Annotated in this window: 22 protein-coding genes and 1 other annotated feature; of the genes, 9 read left to right on the top strand and 13 right to left on the bottom strand. The window is 55.6% G+C overall.

Features of this window, described 5'->3' with window-relative positions:
- Positions 1-271: 271 nt before the first annotated feature.
- The 4 genes from HII27_RS00530 to topA all read right to left on the bottom strand — a co-directional run bounded on the left by HII27_RS00530 (position 272) and on the right by topA (position 4,650).
- Positions 272-439: a hypothetical protein gene (locus HII27_RS00530; protein WP_185666034.1), complete on the bottom strand. Its 168-nt coding sequence runs from the start codon at positions 437-439 to the stop codon at positions 272-274.
- A 2-nt stretch (positions 440-441) separates the two neighbouring features.
- Positions 442-558, bottom strand: coding sequence for a YmiA family putative membrane protein (locus HII27_RS00525; RefSeq protein WP_220440560.1), 117 nt, complete (start codon positions 556-558; stop codon positions 442-444).
- A gap of 337 nt (positions 559-895) precedes the next feature.
- On the bottom strand, positions 896-1,870 hold the full coding sequence (gene cysB / locus HII27_RS00520; protein ID WP_185666032.1) for an HTH-type transcriptional regulator CysB: 975 nt from the start codon (positions 1,868-1,870) through the stop codon (positions 896-898).
- Between the two features lie 182 nt (positions 1,871-2,052).
- The gene (gene topA, locus HII27_RS00515; protein WP_185666031.1) at positions 2,053-4,650 is read right to left on the bottom strand and encodes a type I DNA topoisomerase; all 2,598 of its coding nucleotides are present in this window, start codon (positions 4,648-4,650) and stop codon (positions 2,053-2,055) included.
- A gap of 394 nt (positions 4,651-5,044) precedes the next feature.
- Here topA and HII27_RS00510 point away from each other — a divergent pair, with 394 nt between their 5' ends.
- Positions 5,045-5,296 (top strand): YciN family protein, encoded by a 252-nt coding sequence (locus tag HII27_RS00510; RefSeq protein ID WP_035892923.1) that lies wholly within the window; start codon positions 5,045-5,047, stop codon positions 5,294-5,296.
- A gap of 95 nt (positions 5,297-5,391) precedes the next feature.
- Here the strand turns inward: HII27_RS00510 and sohB are convergent, their stop codons facing one another.
- A complete protein-coding gene (gene sohB / locus HII27_RS00505) occupies positions 5,392-6,438 on the bottom strand; it encodes a protease SohB (RefSeq protein WP_185666030.1) in 1,047 nt (348 codons plus the stop codon).
- A 253-nt stretch (positions 6,439-6,691) separates the two neighbouring features.
- On the opposite strand from sohB, the gene HII27_RS00500 reads away from it, so the two are divergent.
- Together HII27_RS00500 and cobO are read left to right on the top strand one after the other, a co-directional pair.
- A complete protein-coding gene (locus HII27_RS00500) occupies positions 6,692-7,453 on the top strand; it encodes a YciK family oxidoreductase (protein WP_185666029.1) in 762 nt (253 codons plus the stop codon).
- Positions 7,450-8,040, top strand: a complete 591-nt coding sequence (gene cobO / locus HII27_RS00495) for a cob(I)yrinic acid a,c-diamide adenosyltransferase (protein ID WP_185666028.1) — start codon at positions 7,450-7,452, stop codon at positions 8,038-8,040. Before HII27_RS00500 ends, cobO begins: the two co-directional genes overlap by 4 nt.
- On the opposite strand, the gene HII27_RS00490 is transcribed toward cobO, so the two are convergent.
- The 5 genes from HII27_RS00490 to HII27_RS00470 all read right to left on the bottom strand — a co-directional run bounded on the left by HII27_RS00490 (position 8,012) and on the right by HII27_RS00470 (position 14,587).
- Positions 8,012-8,986, bottom strand: a complete 975-nt coding sequence (locus HII27_RS00490) for an AraC family transcriptional regulator (protein WP_185666027.1) — start codon at positions 8,984-8,986, stop codon at positions 8,012-8,014. The genes cobO and HII27_RS00490 overlap by 29 nt on opposite strands.
- A gap of 23 nt (positions 8,987-9,009) precedes the next feature.
- On the bottom strand, positions 9,010-11,361 hold the full coding sequence (locus tag HII27_RS00485; RefSeq protein ID WP_185666026.1) for a beta-glucosidase: 2,352 nt from the start codon (positions 11,359-11,361) through the stop codon (positions 9,010-9,012).
- Between the two features lie 18 nt (positions 11,362-11,379).
- Positions 11,380-12,741, bottom strand: a complete 1,362-nt coding sequence (locus HII27_RS00480) for an MFS transporter (protein WP_185666025.1) — start codon at positions 12,739-12,741, stop codon at positions 11,380-11,382.
- Positions 12,742-12,922: 181 nt separating this feature from the next.
- Entirely contained in the window at positions 12,923-13,852 is a 930-nt protein-coding gene (gene rluB / locus HII27_RS00475; RefSeq protein ID WP_185666024.1) for a 23S rRNA pseudouridine(2605) synthase RluB, read from the bottom strand.
- A 243-nt stretch (positions 13,853-14,095) separates the two neighbouring features.
- A complete protein-coding gene (locus HII27_RS00470) occupies positions 14,096-14,587 on the bottom strand; it encodes a GNAT family N-acetyltransferase (protein WP_185666023.1) in 492 nt (163 codons plus the stop codon).
- 97 nt (positions 14,588-14,684) lie between these two features.
- On the opposite strand from HII27_RS00470, the gene HII27_RS00465 reads away from it, so the two are divergent.
- Positions 14,685-15,596: a LysR family transcriptional regulator gene (locus tag HII27_RS00465; RefSeq protein WP_185666022.1), complete on the top strand. Its 912-nt coding sequence runs from the start codon at positions 14,685-14,687 to the stop codon at positions 15,594-15,596.
- 38 nt (positions 15,597-15,634) lie between these two features.
- Here HII27_RS00465 and HII27_RS00460 read toward each other — a convergent pair whose 3' ends face one another.
- Positions 15,635-16,255 carry an L-threonylcarbamoyladenylate synthase gene (locus HII27_RS00460; RefSeq protein WP_185666021.1) on the bottom strand — a complete coding sequence of 207 codons (621 nt, stop codon included), beginning with the start codon at positions 16,253-16,255 and terminating at the stop codon, positions 15,635-15,637.
- Positions 16,252-17,133, bottom strand: coding sequence for an RNase RNM (gene rnm / locus HII27_RS00455; protein WP_185666355.1), 882 nt, complete (start codon positions 17,131-17,133; stop codon positions 16,252-16,254). Before rnm ends, HII27_RS00460 begins: the two co-directional genes overlap by 4 nt.
- 167 nt (positions 17,134-17,300) lie before the next feature.
- Positions 17,301-17,393, top strand: a sequence feature (Trp leader region).
- 34 nt (positions 17,394-17,427) lie between these two features.
- Here rnm and HII27_RS00450 point away from each other — a divergent pair.
- From HII27_RS00450 to trpA, 5 genes are read left to right on the top strand one after another with little or no spacing between them, the layout of a single operon-like run.
- Positions 17,428-18,990, top strand: a complete 1,563-nt coding sequence (locus HII27_RS00450) for an anthranilate synthase component 1 (protein WP_185666020.1) — start codon at positions 17,428-17,430, stop codon at positions 18,988-18,990.
- Entirely contained in the window at positions 18,990-20,585 is a 1,596-nt protein-coding gene (trpD, locus tag HII27_RS00445; RefSeq protein WP_185666019.1) for a bifunctional anthranilate synthase glutamate amidotransferase component TrpG/anthranilate phosphoribosyltransferase TrpD, read from the top strand. The genes HII27_RS00450 and trpD overlap by 1 nt, the downstream gene beginning before the upstream one ends.
- Positions 20,586-20,588: 3 nt before the next feature.
- Positions 20,589-21,947: a bifunctional indole-3-glycerol-phosphate synthase TrpC/phosphoribosylanthranilate isomerase TrpF gene (gene trpCF, locus HII27_RS00440; protein WP_185666018.1), complete on the top strand. Its 1,359-nt coding sequence runs from the start codon at positions 20,589-20,591 to the stop codon at positions 21,945-21,947.
- Positions 21,948-21,956: 9 nt separating this feature from the next.
- Positions 21,957-23,150, top strand: a complete 1,194-nt coding sequence (gene trpB / locus HII27_RS00435) for a tryptophan synthase subunit beta (protein WP_185666017.1) — start codon at positions 21,957-21,959, stop codon at positions 23,148-23,150.
- Complete coding sequence (trpA, locus tag HII27_RS00430) at positions 23,150-23,959, top strand: tryptophan synthase subunit alpha (RefSeq protein ID WP_185666016.1); 810 nt, start codon at positions 23,150-23,152, stop codon at positions 23,957-23,959. Before trpB ends, trpA begins: the two co-directional genes overlap by 1 nt.
- Positions 23,960-23,991: 32 nt before the next feature.
- On the opposite strand, the gene HII27_RS00425 is transcribed toward trpA, so the two are convergent.
- Complete coding sequence (locus tag HII27_RS00425) at positions 23,992-24,447, bottom strand: MarR family winged helix-turn-helix transcriptional regulator (protein ID WP_185666015.1); 456 nt, start codon at positions 24,445-24,447, stop codon at positions 23,992-23,994.
- Between the last annotated feature and the right edge of the window lie 13 nt (positions 24,448-24,460).

Here is a 24,460-nt window from a genome sequence, read left to right as displayed (position 1 = left end):
TCGAGTTGCATCAAGGCGGCAAGCGAATGAATCCTCAGGAGCGTACACAAGTACGTGACTGAGGTGAATGAACGCAGCCAACGCAGAGGCAACTCGAAGGATGACGTGTATTTAAAAGATAACACATTCAGTGGATAACGCCGGAAAAGGGCTCAGATTGATAAATTCAATCAATGGGTTATTAAGAATAACATCCGGATGGAATTAATAGCAGGGAAAGGATTTATTTCGTTTGGCGGCGTGAAAATGAAAGTAAAAAATAACCATAAAGTTATTGTTTCTTATTCTCATCCTGATTGAAGAGATCGATAAACTCTTTTTGGTCGCGGGTCAGATTCCATTCATCAGGAATATTGACCTTACTATTTTTGTCATCTTGCGGTTTTTTTTCTACCGGAGCGGAGGGCTTCACCGGCTTGACGCGTTCAGACGTAAGCACGGTTAGCCCCAGATTTTCCAGACCAGCAGCGCTACCGCTACCCAGAACAGCGCAGAGCCGAGGAATACGCTCAGCCAGGCTTTGCGTTTCACACGAGAACCGTTATTTTCTGACACCATTACTGCCCTCTCACAATCGATATTACTTATCATTTTCACACCAATCAATTGTTACAACTAATCATCGTTGAGATAAATCCTAAGTAAATTTTAAGCAAAAATCCAGAGGTTTTACGAATATTACATGGAGATTAATTTAATCTTTTGAGCTCAATGAGATATTTGAAAAGAGAAGTTTGCCTAACCCTAAATTTATTTCTACTTTTGCGGCGTAATGAGTAATAGAAACAATTCTTAGTCAGGATTTTGCGCGATGAGGAAGGGGAAAAAGGCGTGGTGGAGTAAGGATATAAGTAAACCCGCCTCTTCCAGGAAGAGGCGGATAATTAAATCAGACTTATTTTTCCGGCAACTTAATATCTTTAAACATGGCTTCAATGTCTTCATTCGAGCGCAGCGCTACGGCGGTATCGACCACATCACGCGTCAGGTGTGGTGCAAATCGCTGAATAAAATCATACATATAGCTACGCAGGAAGGTGCTGCGACGGAAGCCAATTTTGGTGGTGCTGTGGCTGAAAATACCTTCTGCATCTAGCTTAACCAGATCCGGGTCAGAGACAGGATCGACGGCCATGCTGGCAATTACCCCCACCCCTAATCCCAGACGGACGTAGGTTTTAATCACATCGGCGTCGGTGGCGGTAAAGACAATACGCGGCGTCAGTCCGGCGCGGTTAAAGGCGGTGTCCAGCTCGGAACGCCCGGTAAAACCAAAGGTGTAGGTGACCAGCGGATACTGCGCCAGTTCCTCAATGGTGACAGACGTTTTGGAGGCCAACGGGTGCTCCGGCGTGACGACAATCGAACGGTTCCAGTGATAGCAAGGCAGCATCACCAGATCGTCATACAGATGCAGCGCTTCGGTAGCGATGGCAAAGTCAGCATTGCCTTTAGAGACCGCTTCGGCAATTTGCGTAGGCGACCCTTGATGCATGTGCAGCGATACGCGTGGGTAACGCTCGATAAAGCCTTTAATTACACCCGGCAGCGCATAGCGTGCCTGAGTGTGGGTGGTCGCCACGTACAGCGAGCCTTTATCAGGCCAGGTATGCTCACCGGCAACGGATTTAATCGCATCCACTTTCGACAGCACTTCACGCGCGATACGGATGATTTCCTGACCCGCTGGCGTAACCTGCGTCAGATGTTTACCGCTACGGGCAAAAATCTGAATCCCCAGCTCATCCTCCAGCATTCTGACCTGCTTACTGATACCCGGCTGCGAGGTGTACAGACCTTCAGCGGTGGAGGAGACGTTAAGGTTATGATTGACCACCTCAACGATATAGCGGAGTTGCTGTAATTTCATGCGGTTGTATCCAGTCTGCGCTCAGGAATCGGTCATAAAGACGATTTAATCATAAGAAATGCATTGGCTATAACCACTATATCATTTATAGCAAGTGTGTATAGATGGAAACAAAAAATAATAACGAGGTTATAAAAAAGGGCCGCAAATGCGGCCCTTTGTGATGCTATTGGCTAAAAACGCTACTTTTTCGCTTCAACCCATTTACCGTCAACGAAGAACGCTGACCAGCCGGTCGCCTTGCCTTCTTTCTCAGAAGCGACGTACTGCTGTTTGGTTTTACGGCTAAAACGAACCATCGTTTTGTTGCCCTCCGGGTCCTGCTGAGGCGCGTCGGCCAGATAACGCAGTTTTTCCGGCAGACGATCACGGAAGCGGAACAGCTCTTCTACCAGCGGCGCGCGGGTTTCACGTGATTTCGGGAAGGTGTTGGCCGCCAGGAATACCCCAGCCGCACCGTCACGCAGCACAAAATACGCGTCCGACTTCTCGCACGGCAGCTCTGGCAGCGGAACCGGGTCTTCCTTCGGCGGAGCCACTTCACCGCTACGCAGAATTTTACGCGTGTTCTTACACTCTTCGTTGGTACAGGCCATGTACTTACCGAAACGCCCCATTTTCAGGTGCATTTCAGAACCACATTTCTCGCACTCAACGATCGGGCCGTCATAGCCCTTAATGCGGAACTCACCCTCTTCAATCTCGTAGCCGTCACAGGTCGGGTTATTACCACAAACATGCAGCTTACGCTTCGGATCGATAAGATAGCTGTCCATCGCCGTGCCGCACTTCTGGCAACGACGTTTGGCGCGCAGCGCGTTGGTTTCCGCGTCATCGCCTTCCAGTACGTTCAGTACTTCGTTTTCCGGCACCAGGTTAATGGTGGTTTTGCAGCGTTCTTTTGGCGACAGCGCATAGCCGGAACAACCAAGGAACACGCCGGTGCTGGCGGTACGAATACCCATTTTACGGCCGCAGGTCGGGCAGTCGATGCTGGTCAACACCATCTCGTTCGGCTGCATGCCGCCCTCTTCTGGCGGTTTCTCAGCGGTTTCCAGCTGTTTGGTGAAATCACCAAAGAACAGATCCAGCACCTGCTTCCACTCGGCTTCGTGGTTGGCCACGCGGTCGAGGTGGTCTTCCATCTGCGCGGTAAAGTCGTAGTTCATCAGCTCGCGGAAGTTCGCTTCCAGACGATCGGTGACGATCTCACCCATTTTTTCCGCATAGAAGCGACGGTTTTCGGTGCGCACATAGCCACGATCCTGGATGGTCGAGATGATCGACGCATAGGTGGACGGGCGACCGATGCCGCGTTTTTCCAGCTCTTTAACCAGCGAGGCTTCGCTAAAGCGAGCAGGTGGTTTGGTGAAATGCTGTGCCGGCGTCAGTTCAACCAGGCTCAGCTTATCGCCCTGATTGACCATCGGCAGCGTACGGTCTTCATCACCTTTACGCAGCGCTGGCATCACTTTGGTCCAGCCGTCAAAGCGCAGGGTACGACCACGCGCTTTGAGTTTGAAATCACCCGCTTTCACGGTCAGCGTGGTGGAATCGTACTGCGCTGGCGTCATCTGACAGGCCACGAACTGGCGCCAGATCAGCTGGTACAGCTTCTGCGCGTCCGCTTCCATATCTTTCAGCGCTTCCGCCTGAACGGAAACGTCGGAAGGACGAATCGCTTCGTGCGCTTCCTGCGAGTTTTCTTTGCTGGCGTACTGATTCGGGTTCTCCGGCAGGTATTTTTTGCCGAAGTTATCGCCGATAAAGTCGCGAACCATGTTTACCGCATCTTGACTCAGGTTGGTGGAGTCGGTACGCATGTAGGTGATGTAGCCCGCTTCATACAGACGCTGCGCCATCATCATGGTTTTCTTCACGCCAAAGCCCAGACGGGTGCTCGCCGCCTGCTGCAGCGTGGAGGTAATAAACGGCGCGCCAGGCTTGCTGCTGGTCGGCTTATCTTCACGCTCAAGGACGCTGTAGCTGGCTTTTTCCAGCAGGCTGACCGCCGCCATCGTTTCGTCACGGTTGACCGGACGGAACGGTTTATCACCCTGGTGGGTGACTTCCAGCGGCAGCGCATCGCCGCCCGGCGTGGTCGTGCTGGCGTCAATTTCCCAGAATTCTTCTGGCACAAACGCTTTAATCTCACGTTCGCGTTCGACCACCAGACGAACCGCCACGGACTGAACGCGACCGGCGGATAAACCGCGGGCGATCTTTTTCCACAGCAGCGGCGAGACCATGTAGCCCACAACGCGGTCCATAAAGCGACGCGCCTGCTGAGCGTTAACACGGTCGATATTCAGCTCGCCCGGCTTTTCGAACGCCTGACGGATCGCATTTTTCGTAATTTCGTTAAACACCACGCGGCTATAGCGTGATTCATCACCACCGATCACTTCCCGCAGGTGCCATGCAATGGCCTCCCCTTCGCGGTCAAGGTCAGTTGCGAGATAGATGTGGTCGGCTTTTTCCGCCAACTGTTTGAGTTCTGATACTACCTTTTCTTTGCCTGGCAGCACTTCATAGTGTGCCGCCCAGTCATGCCATGGGTCGACGCCCATGCGGTTAACCAGCGCGCCTCGTTCATCCTTTTTAGGCTTTTTGGCCGTTTTGGTGGAGGTAGAGTCAGCGCTCTTTTTGGCGGCTGAGCCACTTGTCGGCAAATCGCGGATATGACCGACGCTGGACTTAACCACGTAGTCATTACCCAGATACTTATTGATCGTTTTGGCTTTTGCCGGGGACTCAACGATAACGAGAGCTTTACCCATATTCACCTTACCTAATTTGATTCTTCCAGGAATACATCGCACATGTTCCACATTCCACTGGCGACAAGCCTTGTATGTTGCGGCAATACCAATGGATATCAACCCTTTACCGACTGGCTTTTGAGACAAGTAGCCAGGTAGCTGAGTTTACAGACTTTTTTTCGTCAGGGTCTATAGCACGAAGAATATTTGGTCGAATGTCAAGCAAATCTGTTGCCAGATCGCCGAAAGCGTCACACTGTACCTGATAAAATTCGTTACGCAACTTTATTAGCATGCAATCACCAATCATGCCAACTCTGAGGTAAAATGCTTGTCCCTGGTAAACGTCGGGAAAATTTGCCCGAAGACGGCGCCCGGCGTAGACTAGCGCAGGAATTTTGAGGAGTTGAATATGTCAAATAATAGCCAACCTATCGATCGTCAGACACTGCTTATTGAAGCAAACCGCCTCATTCGTGAGCATGAAGATACTATGGCGGGTATTGAAGCCACCGGCGTGGAACAGCGCAACGGCGTGCTGGTCTTCAGCGGTGAATATTACCTGGATGAACAGGGCCTGCCGACGCCGAAAAGCACGGCGGTGTTTAATATGTTCAAGTATCTCGCCCACCAGCTGTCTGAAAAGTATCACCTGGTTGACTGAACGTAGGGCTCACGCCTGAGCAGTCTGATATGGCCCGGTAAACCTGGTTTACCGGGCCATAGAGTAGTAGAAAGGTATAGAGTAGAAAGGAACCGTTACAGCAGTGGTTTCTGACCACGCTGCCACCAGCGCATCATCAGTTTGTCAGCGCTTTCAGCCGCACTTCCGGTAAACCGGTCCATCATTTTCTTACGCTGCGCATAGCGCACGCCGAAAACGTCACGCCCTTCCATCAGGCCAAGCAGCAGTTCATCGCTGGTGCCCACTTCATCAACCAGCCCTTTTCCCTGCGCCTGGGAACCGTACCAGTGTTCACCGGTAGCAACCTGGTCGATGTCCAGAGACGGACGCATCCGCTTTACAAAATCTTTAAACAGGTGGTGCGTTTCGTTCAGCTCTTCGCGAAACTTCTGGCGTCCTTCTTCGGTGTTTTCACCGAGCAGGGTCAGTGTACGCTTGTACTGACCAGCGGTATGCAGTTCGACGTCGATATCTTTATTTTTCAGGAAGCGGTTGAGGTTCGGGATCTGCGCCACTACGCCAATCGACCCGAGAATAGCAAATGGCGCCGCCACAATTTTGTCAGCCACGCAGGCCATCATATAGCCGCCGCTGGCCGCCACTTTATCGACCGCTACCGTCAGCGGGATCTGCTTATCGCGGATACGCTGCAGCTGCGATGCCGCCAGGCCATAGCCGTGAACGACGCCGCCAGGGCTCTCCAGACGCACGACCACCTGATCCTGCGGAGTCGCAACGGTCAGTACGGCAGTAATCTCTTCACGCAGGGAGGAGACTTCATGCGCATCCATACTGCCTTTAAAGTCGATAACCCAGACGCGCGGTTTGGTTGCCGCCGTGGTGTCGCCCTGCTTCGCTTTGGCTTTGGCCGCTTTGGCTTCCAGCTTCAGTTTCTTCTTTTGTGTCTTATGCCAGAGCTTTTGCTGCGGCGCGTCGAGCAGCGCCACGGCTAAATCTTCCTGCATATCCTTGTGCTGCTCGCTTAAGTTGGTGATTCGCAATTCACCGCGCTGGCGTTTGCGCTGCATGACGTTGACAATCAGTACGGCAACCACCGCAATGGCGACAACGACAGTGACGATTTTCGCCAGAAAAAGACCATATTGAAAAAGTAATTCCACACATCCACCTTGTACAAAAATCACAGAATCTACCGCTCAGTGTACAACACCGCGTTCAGTACGTCTCGACTGCAGTATCAGGCCACGAGACGCATTCCAGATTACTTTTTTGCTGATGAAATCATTGCAAATTGTTAATTACTCGTTGTCTCTCCCGTGCGCCGATTGAAATAGTGCGCAGATTCAGGCATAAAGCCCAAAAGCCATGAAAAGTACATGAAATATGGTGGGTAAGCGCCATAAAGGAGTTACCGTGCACTATCAACCTCAGCTCGATTTGTTGCAAAACCGTATCATTCTGGTCACCGGTGCCAGTGATGGTATCGGTCATGAAGCGGCAATCACCTATGCCCGTTACGGCGCCAGCGTTATTTTGCTTGGCCGCAGCGATGAAAAACTGCGTGCGGTTGCGCAAGAAATAGACCATGAAGGTTTACGGCCCGCCCGCTGGTTTACCCTCGACCTGCTCACCTGTACGCCGCAGGAATGCCAGCACATTGCTCAGCAGGTTAGTCTGCACTACCCGCATCTTGACGGCGTGCTGCACAACGCCGGGCTTCTGGGTGACGTGGTACCGATGGACCAGCAGGACCCCACCGTTTGGCAGCAGGTGATACAGGTCAACGTCAACGGCACCTTTATGCTCACCCAGGCGCTGCTGCCGCTGCTGCTGAAAGCAGAATCCGGTTCACTGGTCTTTACCTCATCAAGCGTCGGCCGCGAAGGACGCGCCAACTGGGGTGCCTATGCGGTGTCGAAATTTGCCACCGAAGGGATGATGCAGGTACTCGCTGAAGAGTATAAAAATCGTCCTCTGCGGGTGAACTGTATTAATCCCGGCGGTACGCGTACCAAAATGCGTGCCAGCGCCTTCCCAACGGAAGACGCGCTGAAGTTGAAAACGCCTGCCGATATTATGCCGCTCTATCTGTGGCTGATGGGTGATGACAGCCGCCGTAAAACCGGTATGACTTTTGATGCCCAGCCAGGGCGTAAACCAGGAATTGCACAATGAGTGATGAACGTTACCGCGAGCGCCAGCAGCGCGTAAAAGAGCGCGTGGCCGCCCGCGTGGCCGCCGCCCAGGATACCCGTGGCATCGTTATCGTCTTTACCGGCAACGGTAAAGGCAAAACCACCGCCGCCTTCGGTACCGCGACCCGCGCGGTTGGCCACGGTCATAACGTTGGGGTGATCCAGTTTATTAAAGGCACCTGGCCTAACGGCGAGCGCAACCTGCTTGAGCCGCTCGGCGTCGAGTTTCAGGTGATGGCCACCGGTTTTACCTGGGACACCCAGAATCGGGAGAGCGATACCGAAGCCTGCCTCGCCGTCTGGGAACATGCGAAACGGATGCTGGCCGACGACACGCTGGACATGGTGCTGCTCGATGAGCTGACCTATATGGTGGCGTACGACTATCTGCCGTTAGAAGAGGTATTAACCGCGCTGAAAAACCGGCCGCATCACCAGACGGTGATTATCACCGGTCGCGGCTGCCACCGGGATATTCTTGAATACGCCGATACGGTCAGCGAACTGCGCCCAGTGAAGCATGCGTTTGAAGCCGGTATTAAGGCGCAGATTGGGATTGATTACTGACCGCTAATCGGTCGAGAAGCGCATGATTGAGCGGCAGGCACAGGCAGTCTTCGCCCTGTGCCAGTGCGACCTCCGTCAGGTTCTGGCGCGAAATAAAGCGCTTGCGGTACTCCGTCGGCGTCAGCCCGCAGTATTTATTAAAAGCGGCAATCAGCAGCTTGTGCTCCTGAAAACCGCAGCTGTGGCTGATGTCGGTAATCGGTGTCCGCGTGTCGCGCAGTAGCGTGCGAGCTTTGTTCAACCTAACCAGCGTCAGATACTCTTTGAAATTGTGCCGACTGACCTTTTTAAACAGTCGGGAGAACCATGAGTAGCTCATCCCGCAATGCTCAGCAACATCGCTGAGGGTCAGCGGTTGATCAAAGTGTTGATTAATATACTCAATCCCTTCTTTGATCATCGCCTCTTCCCGCAGCGTACTTTCCCCTCGCTCAATAGACTGCCCGGCAGCCACCAGCGCGTCCAGGAGCAGATAGATAGCAGCGATACGCTGAAACGGCGCATGATTATCAATGATGCGGTCCAGAAGCGCCGTCAGCCGCTGGAAAACCACGCGGTCGGCAGCGCTCATGGCAGGTGCGTGAGTGCGCCACTCCAGCAGCGGTGCAGGATGTAGCTCATCAAAAAGCCCGGGGGAGAACTGTACTGTGACCAGTTGGCTCCCCTCTTCCTCCGCGCTCAGTTCATGCACTTCTTCGGCGTTGATATAGAGCATTTCGCCCTGCTGCAGCATCACGTTCTGCTGGCCGACGGTAAGAGAAAAGCGCCCGTTCAGCACCGTAATCAGCTCCGGTGCCGGATGCCAGTGCGGCTCGCAGTAGCGAACCTCAGCGGCAAACACATTCAGCTTTTCCGCGTCAAAAGCAATCAGCTCATAGCCGCTATTCGCCGTCTGCCGCCCGGCGTGTGTCGCCGGATGGGGATGCGTCACTGAAAATGGGAACACGCGCTCTCTCCTGTTGTGGGCCGTTATTGGGGTTCAGCCAGCACGGCGTTTAGCTCATCGCGGTCGATATCGAGTGCCAGGAACTCGGTCAGCGCAATCAGCAGGCCGCAGAACAGATCCGGGGCCAGACGAATCAACTTTTCTCGTACCTGCTCTGGCGGCAACTGGCTCTTATCGGCAATCAACTGCACGACGCGAGCAAAGGCTTTCGGCTGCTGAATCAGCTGCTGCAACGAGTTATCGTCACGCAGCGGCACGTAACGCGCCGGGCAATCCACCGTAAACGTCGCGTTCAGCGGCAGGTCGCGGGAAGAACCACCAATATGTACCTGCCAGTTTCCCGGTGTTATCACCCAATCAGCAAGGCCAGGATGGTAGCAGGCCAGTTCGCTAATCGGTAGCTGCAGGCTGACGCGTTGGGTCTCACCCGCCGCAAGGGCTATTTTATCAAACCCTTTCAGTGCGCGGACCTCACGGATCAGTTCACCCTCTGGGGCAGAAACGTACAGCTGCACAATCTCTTTGCCTTCTACCGCGCCGATGTTGCTCAGATCAAAGCTAACGGTGAGCGTATCCCCCGCGCCAATCGTCTCCGCTGACAACGACAGGTTGCGGTAGCTAAATTGGGTATAGCTTAAGCCAAATCCAAACGGGAAGCGCGGCGTCAGGCAGCGTTTATCGTAGTACCGATAACCAACAAACAACCCTTCACCGTAGTGATGGCGCAGGTTTTCACCTGGGTAGTTCAACCAGGCCGGTGTCTCTTCCAGGGTGTTAGGCACGGTCACCGTCAGCTTGCCGCTTGGGTTACGCTGACCGAACAGAATCTCCGCGACCGCGCGCCCCATACCCTGCCCGGCAAAGAAGGTTTCCAGCAGCGCTTTGCATTCACCAAGCCATGGCATCACCACCGCGTCGCTGTTTGCCAGCACCACCACTACGTTGGGCTGTACCGACGCCACTTCGCGAATCAGTTGCTCGTGCACCGCCAGAATATTCAGATCGTGACGGTCGCCGTTCTCACCGTCTTCACCCACCGCCGTACTGACGAAGATCACCGCTACATCGGCCTCTTGTGCGACCACCTTCGCCTGCGTCAGCGCGACTTCGTCACTCTGCAGGTCGTCCGGCGCACCGACGGCCCAGCTAACGCTGAATGCCTCACCGGCAAGATCGAAAATCTCATCCAGCGGACGGTCAAGCAGATACGGCACCGTGGTCGCGCAGCCGGATCCCTGAATCACGGGCTCCTGCGCCGGTTTACCCAGCACGGCGATACGCGGCGTTTTTTCCGGACGCAGCGGCAGAAGATTGTCGTCATTTTTCAGTAGAACGATAGATTCCGCCGCCAACTGCTGTGAAAGACGGTGATGTGCGGAGAAATCGGCCTGAATGCCTGGGCGGCGATTGCGCTGCACTTTATCCAGCAGTTCCAGCATCCGCAGGCAGGCGCTATCGACTACCGCCATTGGCACTTCACCGGCGTTGATGGCCGCCAACAGCGTCTGCTTATCGCGGCGAGTTTCCGGCATCGCCAGATCGTTCCCTGCCACAAGCGACGCAGGACGATCTTTAATACCGTACCAGTCGGACATCACCAGGCCGTCGTAGCCCCACTCATCGCGCAGCACCTGCGTCAGCAGGTACGGATCCTGTGAAGTCTGCACACCGTTCAGGCGGTTATAGGAGGACATCACCGTCCACGGCTGCGATTTAGCAATCGCCCGCTGGAAGCCTGCCAGATAGATTTCCCGCAGCGCACGCTCTTCAATAATGGAGTCCATTTCGGTGCGACGGTATTCCGAGTTATTGGCCGCAAAGTGCTTCAGGCTGGCGCCCACGCCTTCATCCTGTAAGCCGTTGATGAGCGCCGCGGCAATATCGCCGCTCACTACCGGATCTTCGGCATAGTATTCGTAGCCGCGCCCCGCCAGCGGCGTGCGGCGAATGTTAATCCCCGGCCCCAGTAAAATCCCGACGCCCATATGCTGGCATTCGCGCCCCAGCGCCTGGCCCATCTGATAGACCAGATCAATATCCCAGCTACAGGCAAGGCTTGAACCGTTAGGGAAGCAGGTGGCCGGTAGCGAGGCGCTGAACAGCGCTTCACTGCCCCCTTTCGCTGCCGGTTCTTCGGCGTTAGCGCGGTCGGCAGTTTGGGTGATCACGGAGATAAAATCATCCATGCTCCACTTTTCGTTGCCGTCTATCTGCGCGCTGCTGTAACGCACACCGTAGGTGCCGTCGGTCATCACGATATCGTCGATACCATGCTGCGGCAGGCTCGCCGTGCGCCACAGTCCGCTGCCGGTCAGCAACGCCACTTTTTCTTCTGCATTCATTGCCGCAATAAGCGTTTTAAAATCACGATTCATTTCTCTGGCTCCCTGAGGTTAAAGCGCGTTCTGCTTGCGCAGGCTGATTTTCTGCACGATGTCGCGGTAGGTTTTTTCGTCCAGCGAATAGCTGGCCACGAAGATGGCGCTAATCGCAAACATCGCGCCGGGGAATAGCGTCATCAGAATATTGATGCCGCTTAGCGCGTCGGCGCTAATATTGGCAGCATCATAGTGGTAATAATCCAGCATCCACCCGGCGCATCCACCGCCAATAGCCATCGCTATTTTGGTAATAAAGTTGAAGAAGCCGTAAATAGCACCCTCGGTGCGCACGCCATGGTGCCATTCGGCATATTCTACGGTGTCGGCAATCATTGACCACATGGCGACAAATCCCATACCCAGCGTAATACTGAACAGGCACACCCCGGTCATAATCAGCCAGATATTATTACCGGCAACAAAATACTGCATCAGCACGCCCAGTACGCCAATTAACAGCGCCACCAGCGTCATTTTCTTTTTGCCAATCGTAGCAATGATTTTCTCAGAAACCACCGTCCCCAAAATATAGGCGGCGGACTGAATCATAAAGAACGAGGCGGTAAAACCTTCATTGCCGATGATGTACTTAATAAAGTAAATCGCGATCGCCATCCACACGGTGTAGGCGATATAAAAGAAGACGGTAAATAACGACAGATTAATCAGCGGCGCATTGCCCATCACCGCGCGGAACATTTCACGCAGCGTCGGCGCAGGCGTATCCTCCTCTTCCCCCACGCGCTCTTTAGTCATGCCAAAGCAGGCAAGGAACAGGAACGTCGCCAGCAGCGCAAAGCAGGAGACGGCAAAGACGTAGCCCAGCTGTTTGTCGTCAAACGGCGAAATCAGAATATCCGCGGTAGTAGAGACAATCAGGTAGCCGACAATCGCCATCACAAAGCGGTAGACCGACAGCGACGAACGTGAGGCCTCGTGCTGGGTTAACCGGTTGGTCATTGCCGAATACGGCGTATTGACCGCGGTGTACGCCAGGCAGTAGATGGTGTAGGAACAGAGCGCGAACCAGAATTTGGCCTCGCCGCCAAACGGCAGGAAACACAGTACGGTCAGTAAACCCAGCGGCACAGAGCCATATAATAACCACGGACGCAGCTTGCCGTAGCGGCTGTGGGTTTTATCAATAGCAAAGCCAATCAGGATATTAAAAATTGCATCCACGACTCGCGCAATAACAAAGATCAGGCTCGCCTGAACCGCGCTAATACCGTAAATGTTGGTGTAGAAGAATAATAAAAATAGAGAGACAAAACCGAAGGATAAATTAGAGGCAAAGTCACCGAAGCCGTAGCCAATCTTTTCTTTAACGCCGATAACCACATAGCTTGCCGAGAGTTTTTGAGTTGTATCCATTTCGGGCTACCTGTTTGAGTAATCTGTGGCAACAGTATATGGCGAGGGCTATTTTATCACTTTGCGTTCTTTGTCCGGGGAATTCCTGTTTTTTGTCTTTATAAAGAAGTGTGAATGGCATCACAGGAGGAGATTAACACGGGGAAAGTATTCCGGCGGAAGCCCGCCGGAACTGACGTCGTTAGCCTTTCGGTTTATTACGGGTGCTAGAACGACGGTTAGTATTATTATTGTTACCAGTATTACCACCAGTGGTGGTGTGACGCTTCACGGCGCGACGAATCTGATTCGCCTTCATGCGGCGACGGTCTTTTTCTACCGCCACTTTCGAGGTGGTTTCGGCCGGCAGTTCTACCAGCTCACGCAGATAGTTGGTCTGCGCCAGATCCAGTTCGGTATAACCACCGCGCGGCAGGCCTTTTGGCAGCGGGATATCACCGTAGCGAACGCGGATAAGACGGCTCACCTGCACGCCTACCGCTTCCCACAGACGACGAACTTCACGGTTACGGCCTTCGGTCAGGGTCACGTTGTACCACTGGTTGATGCCTTCGCCGCCGCTGAATTTGATGGTTTTGAATGCCGCAGGGCCATCTTCCAGCTGAACGCCACGGGAGAGCTGACGCACTTTCGTGTCGTCCACTTCACCAAATACACGCACCGCGTATTCACGTTCAACTTCACGGCTTGGGTGCATCAAGCGGTTTGCCAGCTCACCGTCGGTAGTGAACAGCAGCAGGCCGCAGGTGTTCACGTCCAGACGGCCAACGGCAATCCAGCGGGCGCCACGCAGTTTCGGCAGACGGTCGAATACGGTCGGGCGACCTTCCGGGTCGTTACGCGTACACAGCTCACCTTCCGGCTTGTAGTACGCCAGCACGCGACAGATTTGTTCTACGGATTCTTTGACGGAGATGAGGTGCCCGTCGATACGAATTTTGAGGCCTGGGATCACTTCAACGCGATCGCCCAGCTTGGCGATTTTGCCGTCCACGCTAACGCGGCCCGCTTCAATAATCGTTTCAATTTCACGACGGGAGCCGTGGCCGGCGCGTGCCAGCACTTTTTGCAGTTTTTCGCTTTTATCGCTTTTAACGCTTTTATCGCTCATAGAGCTTCCTTCCGGTGTCGCCTTCACAGGCGTCTTAGAGACTTCATCAGCAACGCGGGAAATCAGCACCGGGTTGCATAAGGAGGCAGGCAGCGGCGTTTTTTCGTGACGCAGGCTACCCACCCAAAATGGTGACCGCACATACTACACGAATTTTAGGAGAAAAGGGCAGCTTGTTCCTGCCCTTTTGTTTCACTTTATCGGCCGTTGCGGCGAAAAGAAGTCTGATGCCGCGATAACGAGCTAAATCCCCTGCACCATTTCAAACCACTCTTCCCCGCCGTGCGTCGAGTCAGACTTTTTAAGGAACTGATAGCCAAAGCGTTTATACATCTCCAGATACTGCGCTTTACACATCAGGTAGATGGCCGTTTTGCCCTGCTGGCGCATATGTTCGATAAACGCCTGCATCAGCGCGGTGGAAAGCCCTTTACCCTGGTAGTTCGGGTGCAGCACCACCGACATAATCACCGCGTTCGGCGCCTGCGGGTCATGGCCCACCAGCTCTTTGAACTCTTCGTCGGACATCTCCACCTCCCAGGCGCAGCCTGCATTGATAAAGCTGATAATATCGCCATCCTGCTCCATGCACAGAAAGCCCTGGGGATAGCGGGCGATGCGAATGGCAATTTTCTCCCGCGTCGCCGCTTCATCTGCCGGATAGGCTGCGGATTCAATTTCATAACAGCGGTCGATGTCGGACGGGGTGGCCTGACGGAAAGTAGCGTGTGACACAATGCCTCCAGAGATACGGCTTTCAGTTGATGGTCGCTATTCTAGCGCCAGCGTGATATGAATACGCTGCATTCTTTTCAACGGTAAAATGAATATCATGCATCGCAATCTTCGCCTGCTGGATCTTAATCTGCTGCTGGTCTTCGACGCCCTTTATCGCCATCGTCGCGTGGCCGAAGCCGCCAGCGAGCTCGCCATGAGCCCTTCGGCATTCAGCCACGCATTAAGTCGCCTGCGTAGTTCACTCAACGATCCGTTATTCAGCCGTCAGGGTAGCCAGATGCAGCCGACCCCACGTGCCGAATCACTGTTTCCCGCCATTGCCGGAGCATTATCGGCGCTAAACGGCGAGCTGGGTCAGGCTGACCTTTTTCGGCCTGAAACCAGCAACCAGACCTTCACCTTTGCCGCCACCGATTACACCGCCGCGGTATTTTTCCCCGAGCTTGTCGCCCGGCTTCAGGCCTGCGCGCCCGGTATTCGTACGCGGATAGTCTACTCCCGGGAATATGACGCACTGGAAGAACTGCTGACCGGCAGAGTCAATTTTGCCATCGGTTTTGAGGAAGAGAACGTGCAGCCTCGCCACGGCTTAGCGTCGCTGGAGCTGTTTACCGACGACTACGTGGTGGCGGTGCGCAAAGGTCATCCGTTGGCAAACGAGACGCTGACGCCAGAAACCTATCTGCAGTTGGGTCACGTGGTGGTCAGCCCGTGGAACGAGCACCATCGTCCCATCGACAGCTACCTTGCCTCGCGCCACGTAAGCCGCCGTACGGTGGTGGAACTGCCGAGCGTGATGTCGGCACCGTTTATCGTCAGCCGTACGGATCTGGCGATAACGCTGCCGCGACGCGGGGTGCACCAGCTTTTTGATACCCGTCAGCTCACCCTGCACACGCCGCCGTTCCCTATTCCACCCTACACCCTGAAAGTGTATTACCGCCCGGCGAGCGGACAGGCGAAAGCGCAGCAGTGGATGCTGGAGCAGATAAGTCAGCTGGAATAGAAGGGGTACCCGGCGAGGAGTCGCCGGGTCCGGAAGGATCAGAGGAACGGTTTAACGTCGCCGACGCCTTCACGCACCACGACCGGCGAATCTTCGGTCAGGTCGATAACGGTGGTCGGCTGTTGGCCGAGGTAGCCGCCGTGGATGATCAAATCCACCAGTTTCTCCAGACGATCTTTAATCTCTTCCGGGTCGGATTCAGTGAAATCACTGCCCGGCAGCATCAGAGAGGTCGACAGCATTGGCTCGCCTAAGGTTTCCAGCAGCGCCTGAGCAATCGGGTTTGACGGTACGCGCATCCCGATGGTTTTACGCTTTTCCTGCAGCAGGCGACGTGGCACTTCTTTGGTCCCCTTCAGGATGAAGGTGTAGTTGCCCGGCGTGTTGTTTTTGATTAAGCGAAACGCCACGTTATCGACGTAGGAATAGGTCGACAGCTCGGACAGATCGCGGCACATCAGCGTAAAGTTGTGGCCGTCCGGCAGATGACGGATGCGGCAGATACGCTCCATCGCGCCTTTGTCTTCAATTTTGCAGCCCAGCGCATAGCCGGAGTCGGTTGGGTAGACGATGACGCCGCCCTTACGCACAATCTCGACCGCCTGGTTAATCAGACGCGCCTGCGGGTTATCCGGATGGATATAAAAAAACTGACTCATGCTTCCCTCTCAGTTGAATTCTGCGGCTGCTCCCAGCGCTGCCAGACACCCTCGACGCCTGCGGGTAACCACAGTTTGCGGCCCAGTTCAATCCACGGGCAGGGCTGATGGAAATCCGACCCTTGTGACGCCAGTAAACCGTATTCGCGGGCATAGGTGGCAAGCTGAGCGCGCTCGTGAGGCGCTTGCTGGCACTGGGCGACTTCCATCGCGTCGCCGCCGTGTTCATTAAAGTGTGCCAGCAGTCTTTTCAGCCACTTGGCGGACAAATTGTACCGCCCCGGATGAGCCAATACCGCTACCCCACCCGAATGATGAATGACATCAATAGCTTCCTTTATTGTACACCACTGTGGCGGAACGTATCCGGTTTTCCCACGTGCGAGGTACTTTTTAAAAACGTCGCCAATATTACTCGCTTTGCCCTGCTCGACGAGGAAACGCGCAAAATGCGCCCGCGTCACCGCCCCGCCATCGGCATACTTCTGCGCGGCCTCCCAGGCACCAGGGATATGCGCTTTTTCCAGCCGCTCGGCGATCATCACCCCGCGCTGCTCGCGGCGGGCTATCTGTGCGCTTAAGAACGCTGTGAGCGCCGGATTGGCAATATCAATATTCAGGCCAACGATATGGATCTCGTGATTTTCCCACAGGGTCGAGATTTCTACGCCGCTAATCAGCGTCAGCGGCAAACCAGCGCGGGCGATTTCCGCTCGTGCAGCAGGAATGGCAGCGACAGAATCATGGTCGGTGATCGCCAGCGTGCCTACGCGGTTTTCCAGCGCACGATGCACCAGCGCTTCCGGCGTCAGTCGTCCGTCGGAGGCGACCGTGTGGCTATGCAGGTCATAAATGATGGCGTACTCGTTGTCGCTCAAAACAGCTCCCATTGGACTACCTATAAAGATTCGCGGCCTATCATAACGGCATTGCGTGAAATTCTAAAATCAGGGGTTGACTTTGCCCTCCCGAACTAGTTAACTAGTACGCAAGTTCACTTAGTAGAAGGTATCTCAACATGACGCATAAAATCATTGCTCTGCACGGCGGTTGGTGGCGTACTTCCCAGTAGGGCGGAGTCATCACGTCTGCGTTATGCATACAGATACCCGGCCCGCCAATGAGCGGGCTTTTTATTAAGTAAAAATTATTCAGAACAGGCGAGAACAACGATGCAAACACAAAAACCTATGCTCGAGCTTCTGACCAGTGACGCGATTTACCGTGAAAATCCCACCGCGCTGTTCCATCAGCTGTGCGGTGCGCGCCCGGCGACGCTGCTGCTTGAATCAGCCGACATTGATAGCAAAAACGATTTAAAGAGCCTGCTGCTGGTCGATAGCGCGCTGCGCATCACCGCGCTGGGCGATACCGTCACCATTCAGGCGCTGTCAGATAACGGCGCTTCCCTGCTGCCGCTGCTGGATGCCGCGCTGCCAGCGGGCGTCGAAAACAACCGCCAGCCAACCTGCCGCGTGCTGCGCTTCCCGGCGGTGAGTTCGCTGCTGGATGAAGATGCTCGCCTGTGTTCACTCTCGGTGTTCGACGCCTTCCGCCTGTTACAAGAGCTGGTGATCGTTCCGCAAAACGAACGTGAAGCAATGTTCTTCGGTGGCCTGTTTGCCTATGACCTGGTCGCGGGTTTCGAAGACCTGCCGCAACTGGAAAGCGACACCAGCTGCCCGGACTACTGCTTCTATCTGGCCGAAACGCTGCTGGTGATTGACCACCAGACCAAGAACACCCGTATTCAGGCCAGCCTGTTTACGCCATCAGAATCAGAAAAAGACCGCCTACAGCAGCGTATCGCCCAGGTTCGCCAGCAGCTGAACGAGCCGCCGTCAGCCCTGCCGGTGCATGAAATTAGCACCATGCGCTGCGAAACGAACCAAAGTGACGAAGCGTACGGTGACGTGGTGCGTAAGATGCAAAAAGCGATTCGCGCCGGGGAAATCTTCCAGGTGGTACCGTCTCGCCGCTTCTCGCTGCCTTGCCCTTCTCCGCTCGCCGCCTACGACGTGCTGAAGAAGAGCAACCCAAGCCCGTATATGTTCTTTATGCAGGACAACGATTTCACCCTGTTCGGTGCGTCGCCGGAAAGCTCGCTGAAGTATGACGCGACCAACCGCCAGATTGAGATCTACCCGATTGCCGGTACCCGCCCACGCGGCCGCCGCGCTGACGGCTCGCTGGACCGCGACCTCGACAGCCGCATTGAGCTGGAAATGCGTACCGACCATAAAGAGCTCTCCGAGCATCTGATGCTGGTTGACCTGGCGCGTAATGACCTGGCACGTATCTGTACGCCGGGCAGTCGCTACGTGGCAGACCTGACCAAAGTTGACCGTTACTCCTTTGTGATGCACCTCGTCTCCCGCGTGGTTGGCGAGCTGCGTAAAGATCTCGACGTGCTGCACGCCTACCGCGCCTGCATGAACATGGGCACCCTGAGCGGCGCGCCGAAAGTGCGTGCGATGCAGCTGATTGCTGCCGCTGAAGGCAAACGTCGCGGTAGCTACGGCGGCGCGGTGGGTTACTTCACCGCCCACGGCGACCTCGATACCTGCATCGTTATCCGCTCCGCGTTCGTCGAAAACGGCATTGCGACCGTTCAGGCAGGCGCTGGGGTGGTTCTGGATTCCGTTCCGCAGTCTGAAGCCGACGAAACCCGTAATAAAGCTCGTGCGGTTCTGCGCGCCATCGCCACCGCTCATCATGCACAGGAGATTTTCTGATGGCTGACATTCTGCTGCTCGATAACATCGACTCCTTTACTTACAACCTGGCAGATCAGCTGCGCGCAAACGGGCACAACGTGGTGATTTACCGTAACCACGTTCCAGCACAGACCTTAATTGAGCGTCTGGGCACCATGGATAACCCGGTATTGATGCTCTCTCCTGGCCCCGGTGCCCCGTCTGAAGCGGGCTGTATGCCTGAGCTGCTGACCCGCATGCGCGGCAAGCTGCCGATTATCGGCATCTGCCTCGGCCACCAGGCGATTGTTGAAGCCTACGGCGGCTATGTTGGTCAGGCAGGCGAAATTCTGCACGGCAAAGCCTCCAGCATTGAACACGACGGCCAGGCGATGTTTGCCGGCTTAAGCAACCCGCTGCCGGTGGCGCGCTACCACTCATTGGTAGGCAGCAACATTCCGGCCGGTTTAACCATCAACGCTCATTTCAACGGCATGGTGATGGCAGTACGTCACGACGCGGATCGCGTCTGCGGTTTCCAGTTCCACCCGGAATCGATTCTGACCACGCAGGGTGCTCGTCTGCTAGAACAAACGCTGGCATGGGCGCTGCAAAAGCTGGAGCAGAGCAACACGCTGCAGCCGATTCTGGAAAAACTGTATCAAGCCGAAACCTTGTCTCAGCAGGAAAGCCATCAGCTCTTCTCCGCCGTGGTGCGCGGTGAAGTGAAGCCGGAGCAGCTGGCCGCCGCGCTGGTGAGCATGAAAATTCGTGGCGAAAGCCCGAATGAGATTGCCGGTGCCGCCACCGCCCTGCTGGAAAACGCCGCGCCGTTCCCGCGTCCGGACTATCCGTTTGCCGATATCGTCGGCACCGGCGGCGACGGCAGCAACAGCATCAACATCTCCACCGCCAGCGCCTTTGTCGCCGCCGCGTGTGGGCTGAAGGTCGCCAAGCACGGTAACCGCAGCGTCTCCAGTAAGTCTGGCTCTTCTGACCTGCTGGCCGCCTTCGGCATTAATCTCGATATGAACGCCGACAAATCGCGTCAGGCGCTGGATGAACTCGGGGTGTGTTTCCTGTTTGCACCGAAGTACCACACCGGTTTCCGCCACGCCATGCCGGTTCGCCAGCAGCTGAAAACCCGCACCCTGTTTAACGTGCTGGGGCCGCTGATTAACCCGGCGCACCCGCCGTTAGCGCTGATTGGCGTCTACAGCCCGGAACTGGTGCTGCCGATTGCTGAAACCCTGCGCGTGCTGGGTTACCAGCGTGCCGCCGTCGTTCACAGCGGCGGAATGGATGAAGTGTCGCTGCACGCGCCAACGGTCGTCGCTGAGCTGAATGAGGGCGAAATTAAGAGCTACCAGCTGACCGCCGATGACTTTGGCCTCAAGCCTTATCATCAGGCCGAACTCGCCGGTGGCACGCCGGAAGAAAACCGTGACATTCTGACGCGCTTGCTACAAGGTAAAGGTGAAGCGGCCCATGAGTCCGCGGTGGCGGTCAACGTCGCCATGCTGATGCGCCTGTACGGCCACGAAGACCTGAAAGCCAACGTACAACAGGTGCTGGATGTTCTGCACAGTGGTGCAGCCTACGACCACGTCACCGCATTAGCGGCAAGAGGATAAGAAATGCAGACCGTATTAGCAAAAATCGTTGCCGATAAAGCGATTTGGGTAGAAGCCCGTAAACAGCAACAACCGTTAGCCTCGTTCCAGAACGACGTACAGCCAAGCCAGCGCAGCTTCTATGATGCGCTGCGCGGCACCCGCACCGCCTTTATTCTGGAGTGCAAAAAAGCTTCTCCGTCGAAAGGGGTGATCCGCGATGATTTCGACCCGGCGCGCATTGCTAACGTTTATAAGCACTACGCCTCGGCAATTTCCGTACTGACCGATGAGAAGTATTTCCAGGGCAGCTTTGACTTCCTGCCTATCGTCAGCGGCATCGCGCCGCAGCCGATTCTGTGCAAAGACTTTATTATCGATGCCTATCAGATCTACCTGGCGCGTTTCTACCAGGCAGACGCCTGCCTGCTGATGCTCTCCGTGCTGGACGACGAGCAGTATCGTCAACTGGCGGCAGTCGCGCATAGCCTGAACATGGGCGTGCTGACCGAAGTCAGCAACGAAGAAGAGCTGGAGCGCGCGATTGCGCTGAAGGCGAAGGTCGTGGGTATCAACAACCGCGACCTGCGCGACCTCTCTATCGATTTGAACCGCACTCGCCAACTGGCGCCGCGTCTGGGCCACGATGTCACGGTGATCAGTGAATCCGGCATCAATACCAACGCGCAGGTGCGTGACCTGAGCCACTACGCCAACGGCTTTCTGATTGGCTCGGCGATGATGGCCTACGATGACCTGAACGCCGCCGTCCGCCGCGTGCTGCTGGGCGAAAACAAAGTCTGCGGGCTGACCCGCCCACAAGATGCGCAGGCGGCCTATGAAGCCGGTGCTATCTACGGCGGCCTGATTTTTGTGCCAACCTCGCCGCGTGCGGTAAACGATGCGCAAGCGCGTGAAGTGATGAATGGCGCCCCGCTCGCCTACGTGGGCGTGTTCCGTAATACCCCAACGGCCGAGGTCGTGGAACGCGCAACGACACTGCAGCTGAAAGCAGTTCAACTGCACGGCAGCGAAGACCAGGCTTATATCGACGCCCTGCGTGCCGAACTGCCTGCCAGCGTGCAAATCTGGAAAGCGCTGAGCGTCGCCGACACGCTGCCACCTCGTGACCTCAACCACGTCGATAAATACGTGTTCGACAACGGTCAGGGCGGTTCCGGGCAGCGTTTCGACTGGGCACTGTTACAAGGTCAGGATCTGGGCAACGTGATTCTGGCCGGTGGTTTAAGCGCAGATAACTGCGTAGAAGCGGCCAAAAGCGGCTGCGTCGGGCTGGATTTCAATTCAGGCGTAGAGTCACAGCCGGGTATTAAAGATGCCAGCAAACTGGCCTCGGCATTTCAAACGCTGCGCGCATATTAAGGAGCAATAATGAGCACTTTACTGAACCCCTATTTTGGTGAATTTGGCGGGATGTACGTTCCGCAGATTCTGATGCCCGCCCTGCGCCAGCTGGAAGAGGCTTTCGTCAGCGCCCAGAAAGACCCTGCGTTTCAGGCAGAGTTTACTGACCTGCTGAAAAACTATGCCGGTCGTCCAACGGCCCTGACCAAGTGTCGTAACCTGACCGCTGGCACCAAAACCACGCTGTACCTTAAGCGTGAAGATTTACTGCACGGTGGCGCGCACAAAACCAACCAGGTGCTGGGCCAGGCGCTGCTGGCTAAACGCATGGGCAAAACTGAGATCATCGCCGAAACCGGCGCCGGTCAGCACGGCGTAGCTTCCGCACTCGCCTGCGCCCTGCTCGGCCTGAAGTGCCGCATCTATATGGGCGCGAAAGATATTGAACGTCAGTCGCCGAACGTCTTCCGTATGCGCCTGATGGGTGCAGAGGTTATCGCGGTACACAGCGGCTCCGCTACGCTGAAAGATGCTTGTAACGAAGCGCTGCGCGACTGGTCTGGCAGCTATGAAACCGCGCACTATATGCTCGGCACCGCGGCAGGCCCGCACCCGTTCCCAACCATCGTGCGTGAATTCCAGCGCATGATTGGCGAAGAGACCAAAGTGCAGATCCGCGAAAAAGAAGGTCGCCTGCCGGATGCCGTGATTGCCTGTGTCGGCGGCGGTTCTAACGCCATCGGGATGTTCGCCGACTTTATCGACGAAACCAGCGTCGGCCTGATTGGCGTTGAACCAGCCGGTCACGGTATCGAAACCGGCGAACACGGCGCGCCGCTGAAGCACGGTCGTGTTGGCATCTACTTCGGCATGAAATCGCCGATGATGCAGACCGATGAAGGCCAGATTGAAGAGTCTTACTCTATCTCTGCCGGTCTGGACTTCCCGTCCGTTGGGCCACAGCACGCCTTCCTGAACAGCATTGGTCGGGCCGAGTACGTGTCGATTACCGATAACGAAGCGCTGGACGCCTTCAAGGAACTCAGCCGCCACGAAGGGATCATCCCGGCGCTGGAGTCTTCTCACGCCCTGGCGCACGCGCTGAAAATGATGCGCGAAAACCCAGAAAAAGAGCAGCTGCTGGTCGTTAACCTGTCCGGTCGCGGCGACAAAGACATCTTTACCGTACACGATATTCTGAAAGCGCGAGGGGAAATCTGATGGAACGCTATGACAACCTGTTTGCTCAACTGAAGGCCCGCAAGGAAGGCGCGTTTGTTCCCTTCGTCACCCTGGGCGACCCGAACCCAGAGCAGTCGCTGAGGATTATCGACACGCTGATTGCCGCCGGTGCGGACGCACTGGAGCTGGGGATCCCGTTCTCTGACCCGCTGGCCGATGGCCCGACTATTCAGAACGCAACCCTGCGCGCCTTTGCGTCGGGCGTCACGCCGACCCAGTGCTTTGAGATGCTGGCAGCGATTCGTCACAAACACCCGACGATTCCGATTGGCCTGCTGATGTATGCCAACCTGGTCTTCAACCGCGGTATCGATGCGTTCTACGCCGAGTGCGCTCGCGTCGGCGTCGATTCCGTGCTGGTTGCCGACGTGCCGGTAGAAGAGTCCGCGCCGTTCCGTCAGGCCGCGATGCGCCATAACGTCGCGCCTATCTTCATCTGCCCGCCAAACGCCGACGATGAGCTGCTGCGCCAGATTGCCGAGCATGGCCGGGGTTATACCTACCTGCTCTCCCGCGCAGGGGTAACCGGTACCGAAACCCGCGCCGCGCTGCCGTTGCATCATCTGGTGGAAAAACTGGCTGAGTACAACGCAGCTCCGCCGCTGCAGGGCTTTGGTATCTCCGCGCCGGATCAGGTGACGGCGACTATCGACGCTGGCGCTGCCGGGGCTATCTCGGGCTCTGCGATTGTCAAAATCATTGAGCGTAACGTCGAGAACCCGCAGGCGATGCTGGATGAGCTTTCAAGCTTTGTCACCAGCATGAAAGCGGCAACCAAATCGGCGTAATGCCTCAGGCCGCCTGACGCTCGTCAGGCGGCTTATTGCTGTTGCAGGCTGTCGGCGTATTTGCGCGTCAGCGTAAACAGCGCCTGTACCTCTTCCGGCGACCAGTTCGCCAGCACCTGATTCATCAGTTTCTGTCGAGCACGCGCAATCTGCGCAAAAATCGCCTGCCCCTGCTCGCTCAGCGTCACTTCGCTAATTCTCCTGTCGTGCGCGTTCGGCTGCTTGTGTGCCAACCCCTGCGCTTCAAGCTTCTTCACCTGACGGCTAACGGTGGTGTAATCCCGCCCGAGGTTATCGGCTAAATCCACTACCCCTATCGGCCCACGACGGCCTATCGCCACCAGCAGCGGAAACAGCAGCTGTTCCAGTTGCACGCCTGCCGCCTGTAACAACTGCTCGTCGCGGGCGGGCTGGTTCATCACGCCAATGATATCCAGCAGCGCGCCGTGGAATTCCGTGATGTCATAATTATTATGTGCATATTGCATATATTCTCCAGGC

Origin of the sequence: Kluyvera sichuanensis, from assembly GCF_014218705.1 — a bacterium.
GTDB classification, from domain to species: Bacteria; Pseudomonadota; Gammaproteobacteria; order Enterobacterales; family Enterobacteriaceae; genus Kluyvera; species Kluyvera sichuanensis.
Note: the sequence above shows the minus strand (reverse complement) of the source record. Positions and strands in the feature narration are given on the sequence as shown.

What these genes read in the sequence shown, in the direction of transcription:
- HII27_RS00465 (WP_185666022.1), top strand. Translation starts at nt 14,685, where the DNA reads ATGCATCGCAATCTTCGCCTGCTGGATCTTAATCTGCTGCTGGTCTTC.
- trpCF (WP_185666018.1), top strand. Translation starts at nt 20,589, where the DNA reads ATGCAGACCGTATTAGCAAAAATCGTTGCCGATAAAGCGATTTGGGTA.
- HII27_RS00480 (WP_185666025.1), bottom strand. Translation starts at nt 12,741, where the DNA reads ATGGATACAACTCAAAAACTCTCGGCAAGCTATGTGGTTATCGGCGTT.
- HII27_RS00425 (WP_185666015.1), bottom strand. Translation starts at nt 24,447, where the DNA reads ATGCAATATGCACATAATAATTATGACATCACGGAATTCCACGGCGCG.
- topA (WP_185666031.1), bottom strand. Translation starts at nt 4,650, where the DNA reads ATGGGTAAAGCTCTCGTTATCGTTGAGTCCCCGGCAAAAGCCAAAACG.
- cysB (WP_185666032.1), bottom strand. Translation starts at nt 1,870, where the DNA reads ATGAAATTACAGCAACTCCGCTATATCGTTGAGGTGGTCAATCATAAC.
- trpB (WP_185666017.1), top strand. Translation starts at nt 21,957, where the DNA reads ATGAGCACTTTACTGAACCCCTATTTTGGTGAATTTGGCGGGATGTAC.
- trpD (WP_185666019.1), top strand. Translation starts at nt 18,990, where the DNA reads ATGGCTGACATTCTGCTGCTCGATAACATCGACTCCTTTACTTACAAC.
- HII27_RS00450 (WP_185666020.1), top strand. Translation starts at nt 17,428, where the DNA reads ATGCAAACACAAAAACCTATGCTCGAGCTTCTGACCAGTGACGCGATT.
- cobO (WP_185666028.1), top strand. Translation starts at nt 7,450, where the DNA reads ATGAGTGATGAACGTTACCGCGAGCGCCAGCAGCGCGTAAAAGAGCGC.
- HII27_RS00525 (WP_220440560.1), bottom strand. Translation starts at nt 558, where the DNA reads ATGGTGTCAGAAAATAACGGTTCTCGTGTGAAACGCAAAGCCTGGCTG.
- trpA (WP_185666016.1), top strand. Translation starts at nt 23,150, where the DNA reads ATGGAACGCTATGACAACCTGTTTGCTCAACTGAAGGCCCGCAAGGAA.
- HII27_RS00460 (WP_185666021.1), bottom strand. Translation starts at nt 16,255, where the DNA reads ATGAGTCAGTTTTTTTATATCCATCCGGATAACCCGCAGGCGCGTCTG.
- HII27_RS00485 (WP_185666026.1), bottom strand. Translation starts at nt 11,361, where the DNA reads ATGAATCGTGATTTTAAAACGCTTATTGCGGCAATGAATGCAGAAGAA.
- rluB (WP_185666024.1), bottom strand. Translation starts at nt 13,852, where the DNA reads ATGAGCGATAAAAGCGTTAAAAGCGATAAAAGCGAAAAACTGCAAAAA.
- HII27_RS00510 (WP_035892923.1), top strand. Translation starts at nt 5,045, where the DNA reads ATGTCAAATAATAGCCAACCTATCGATCGTCAGACACTGCTTATTGAA.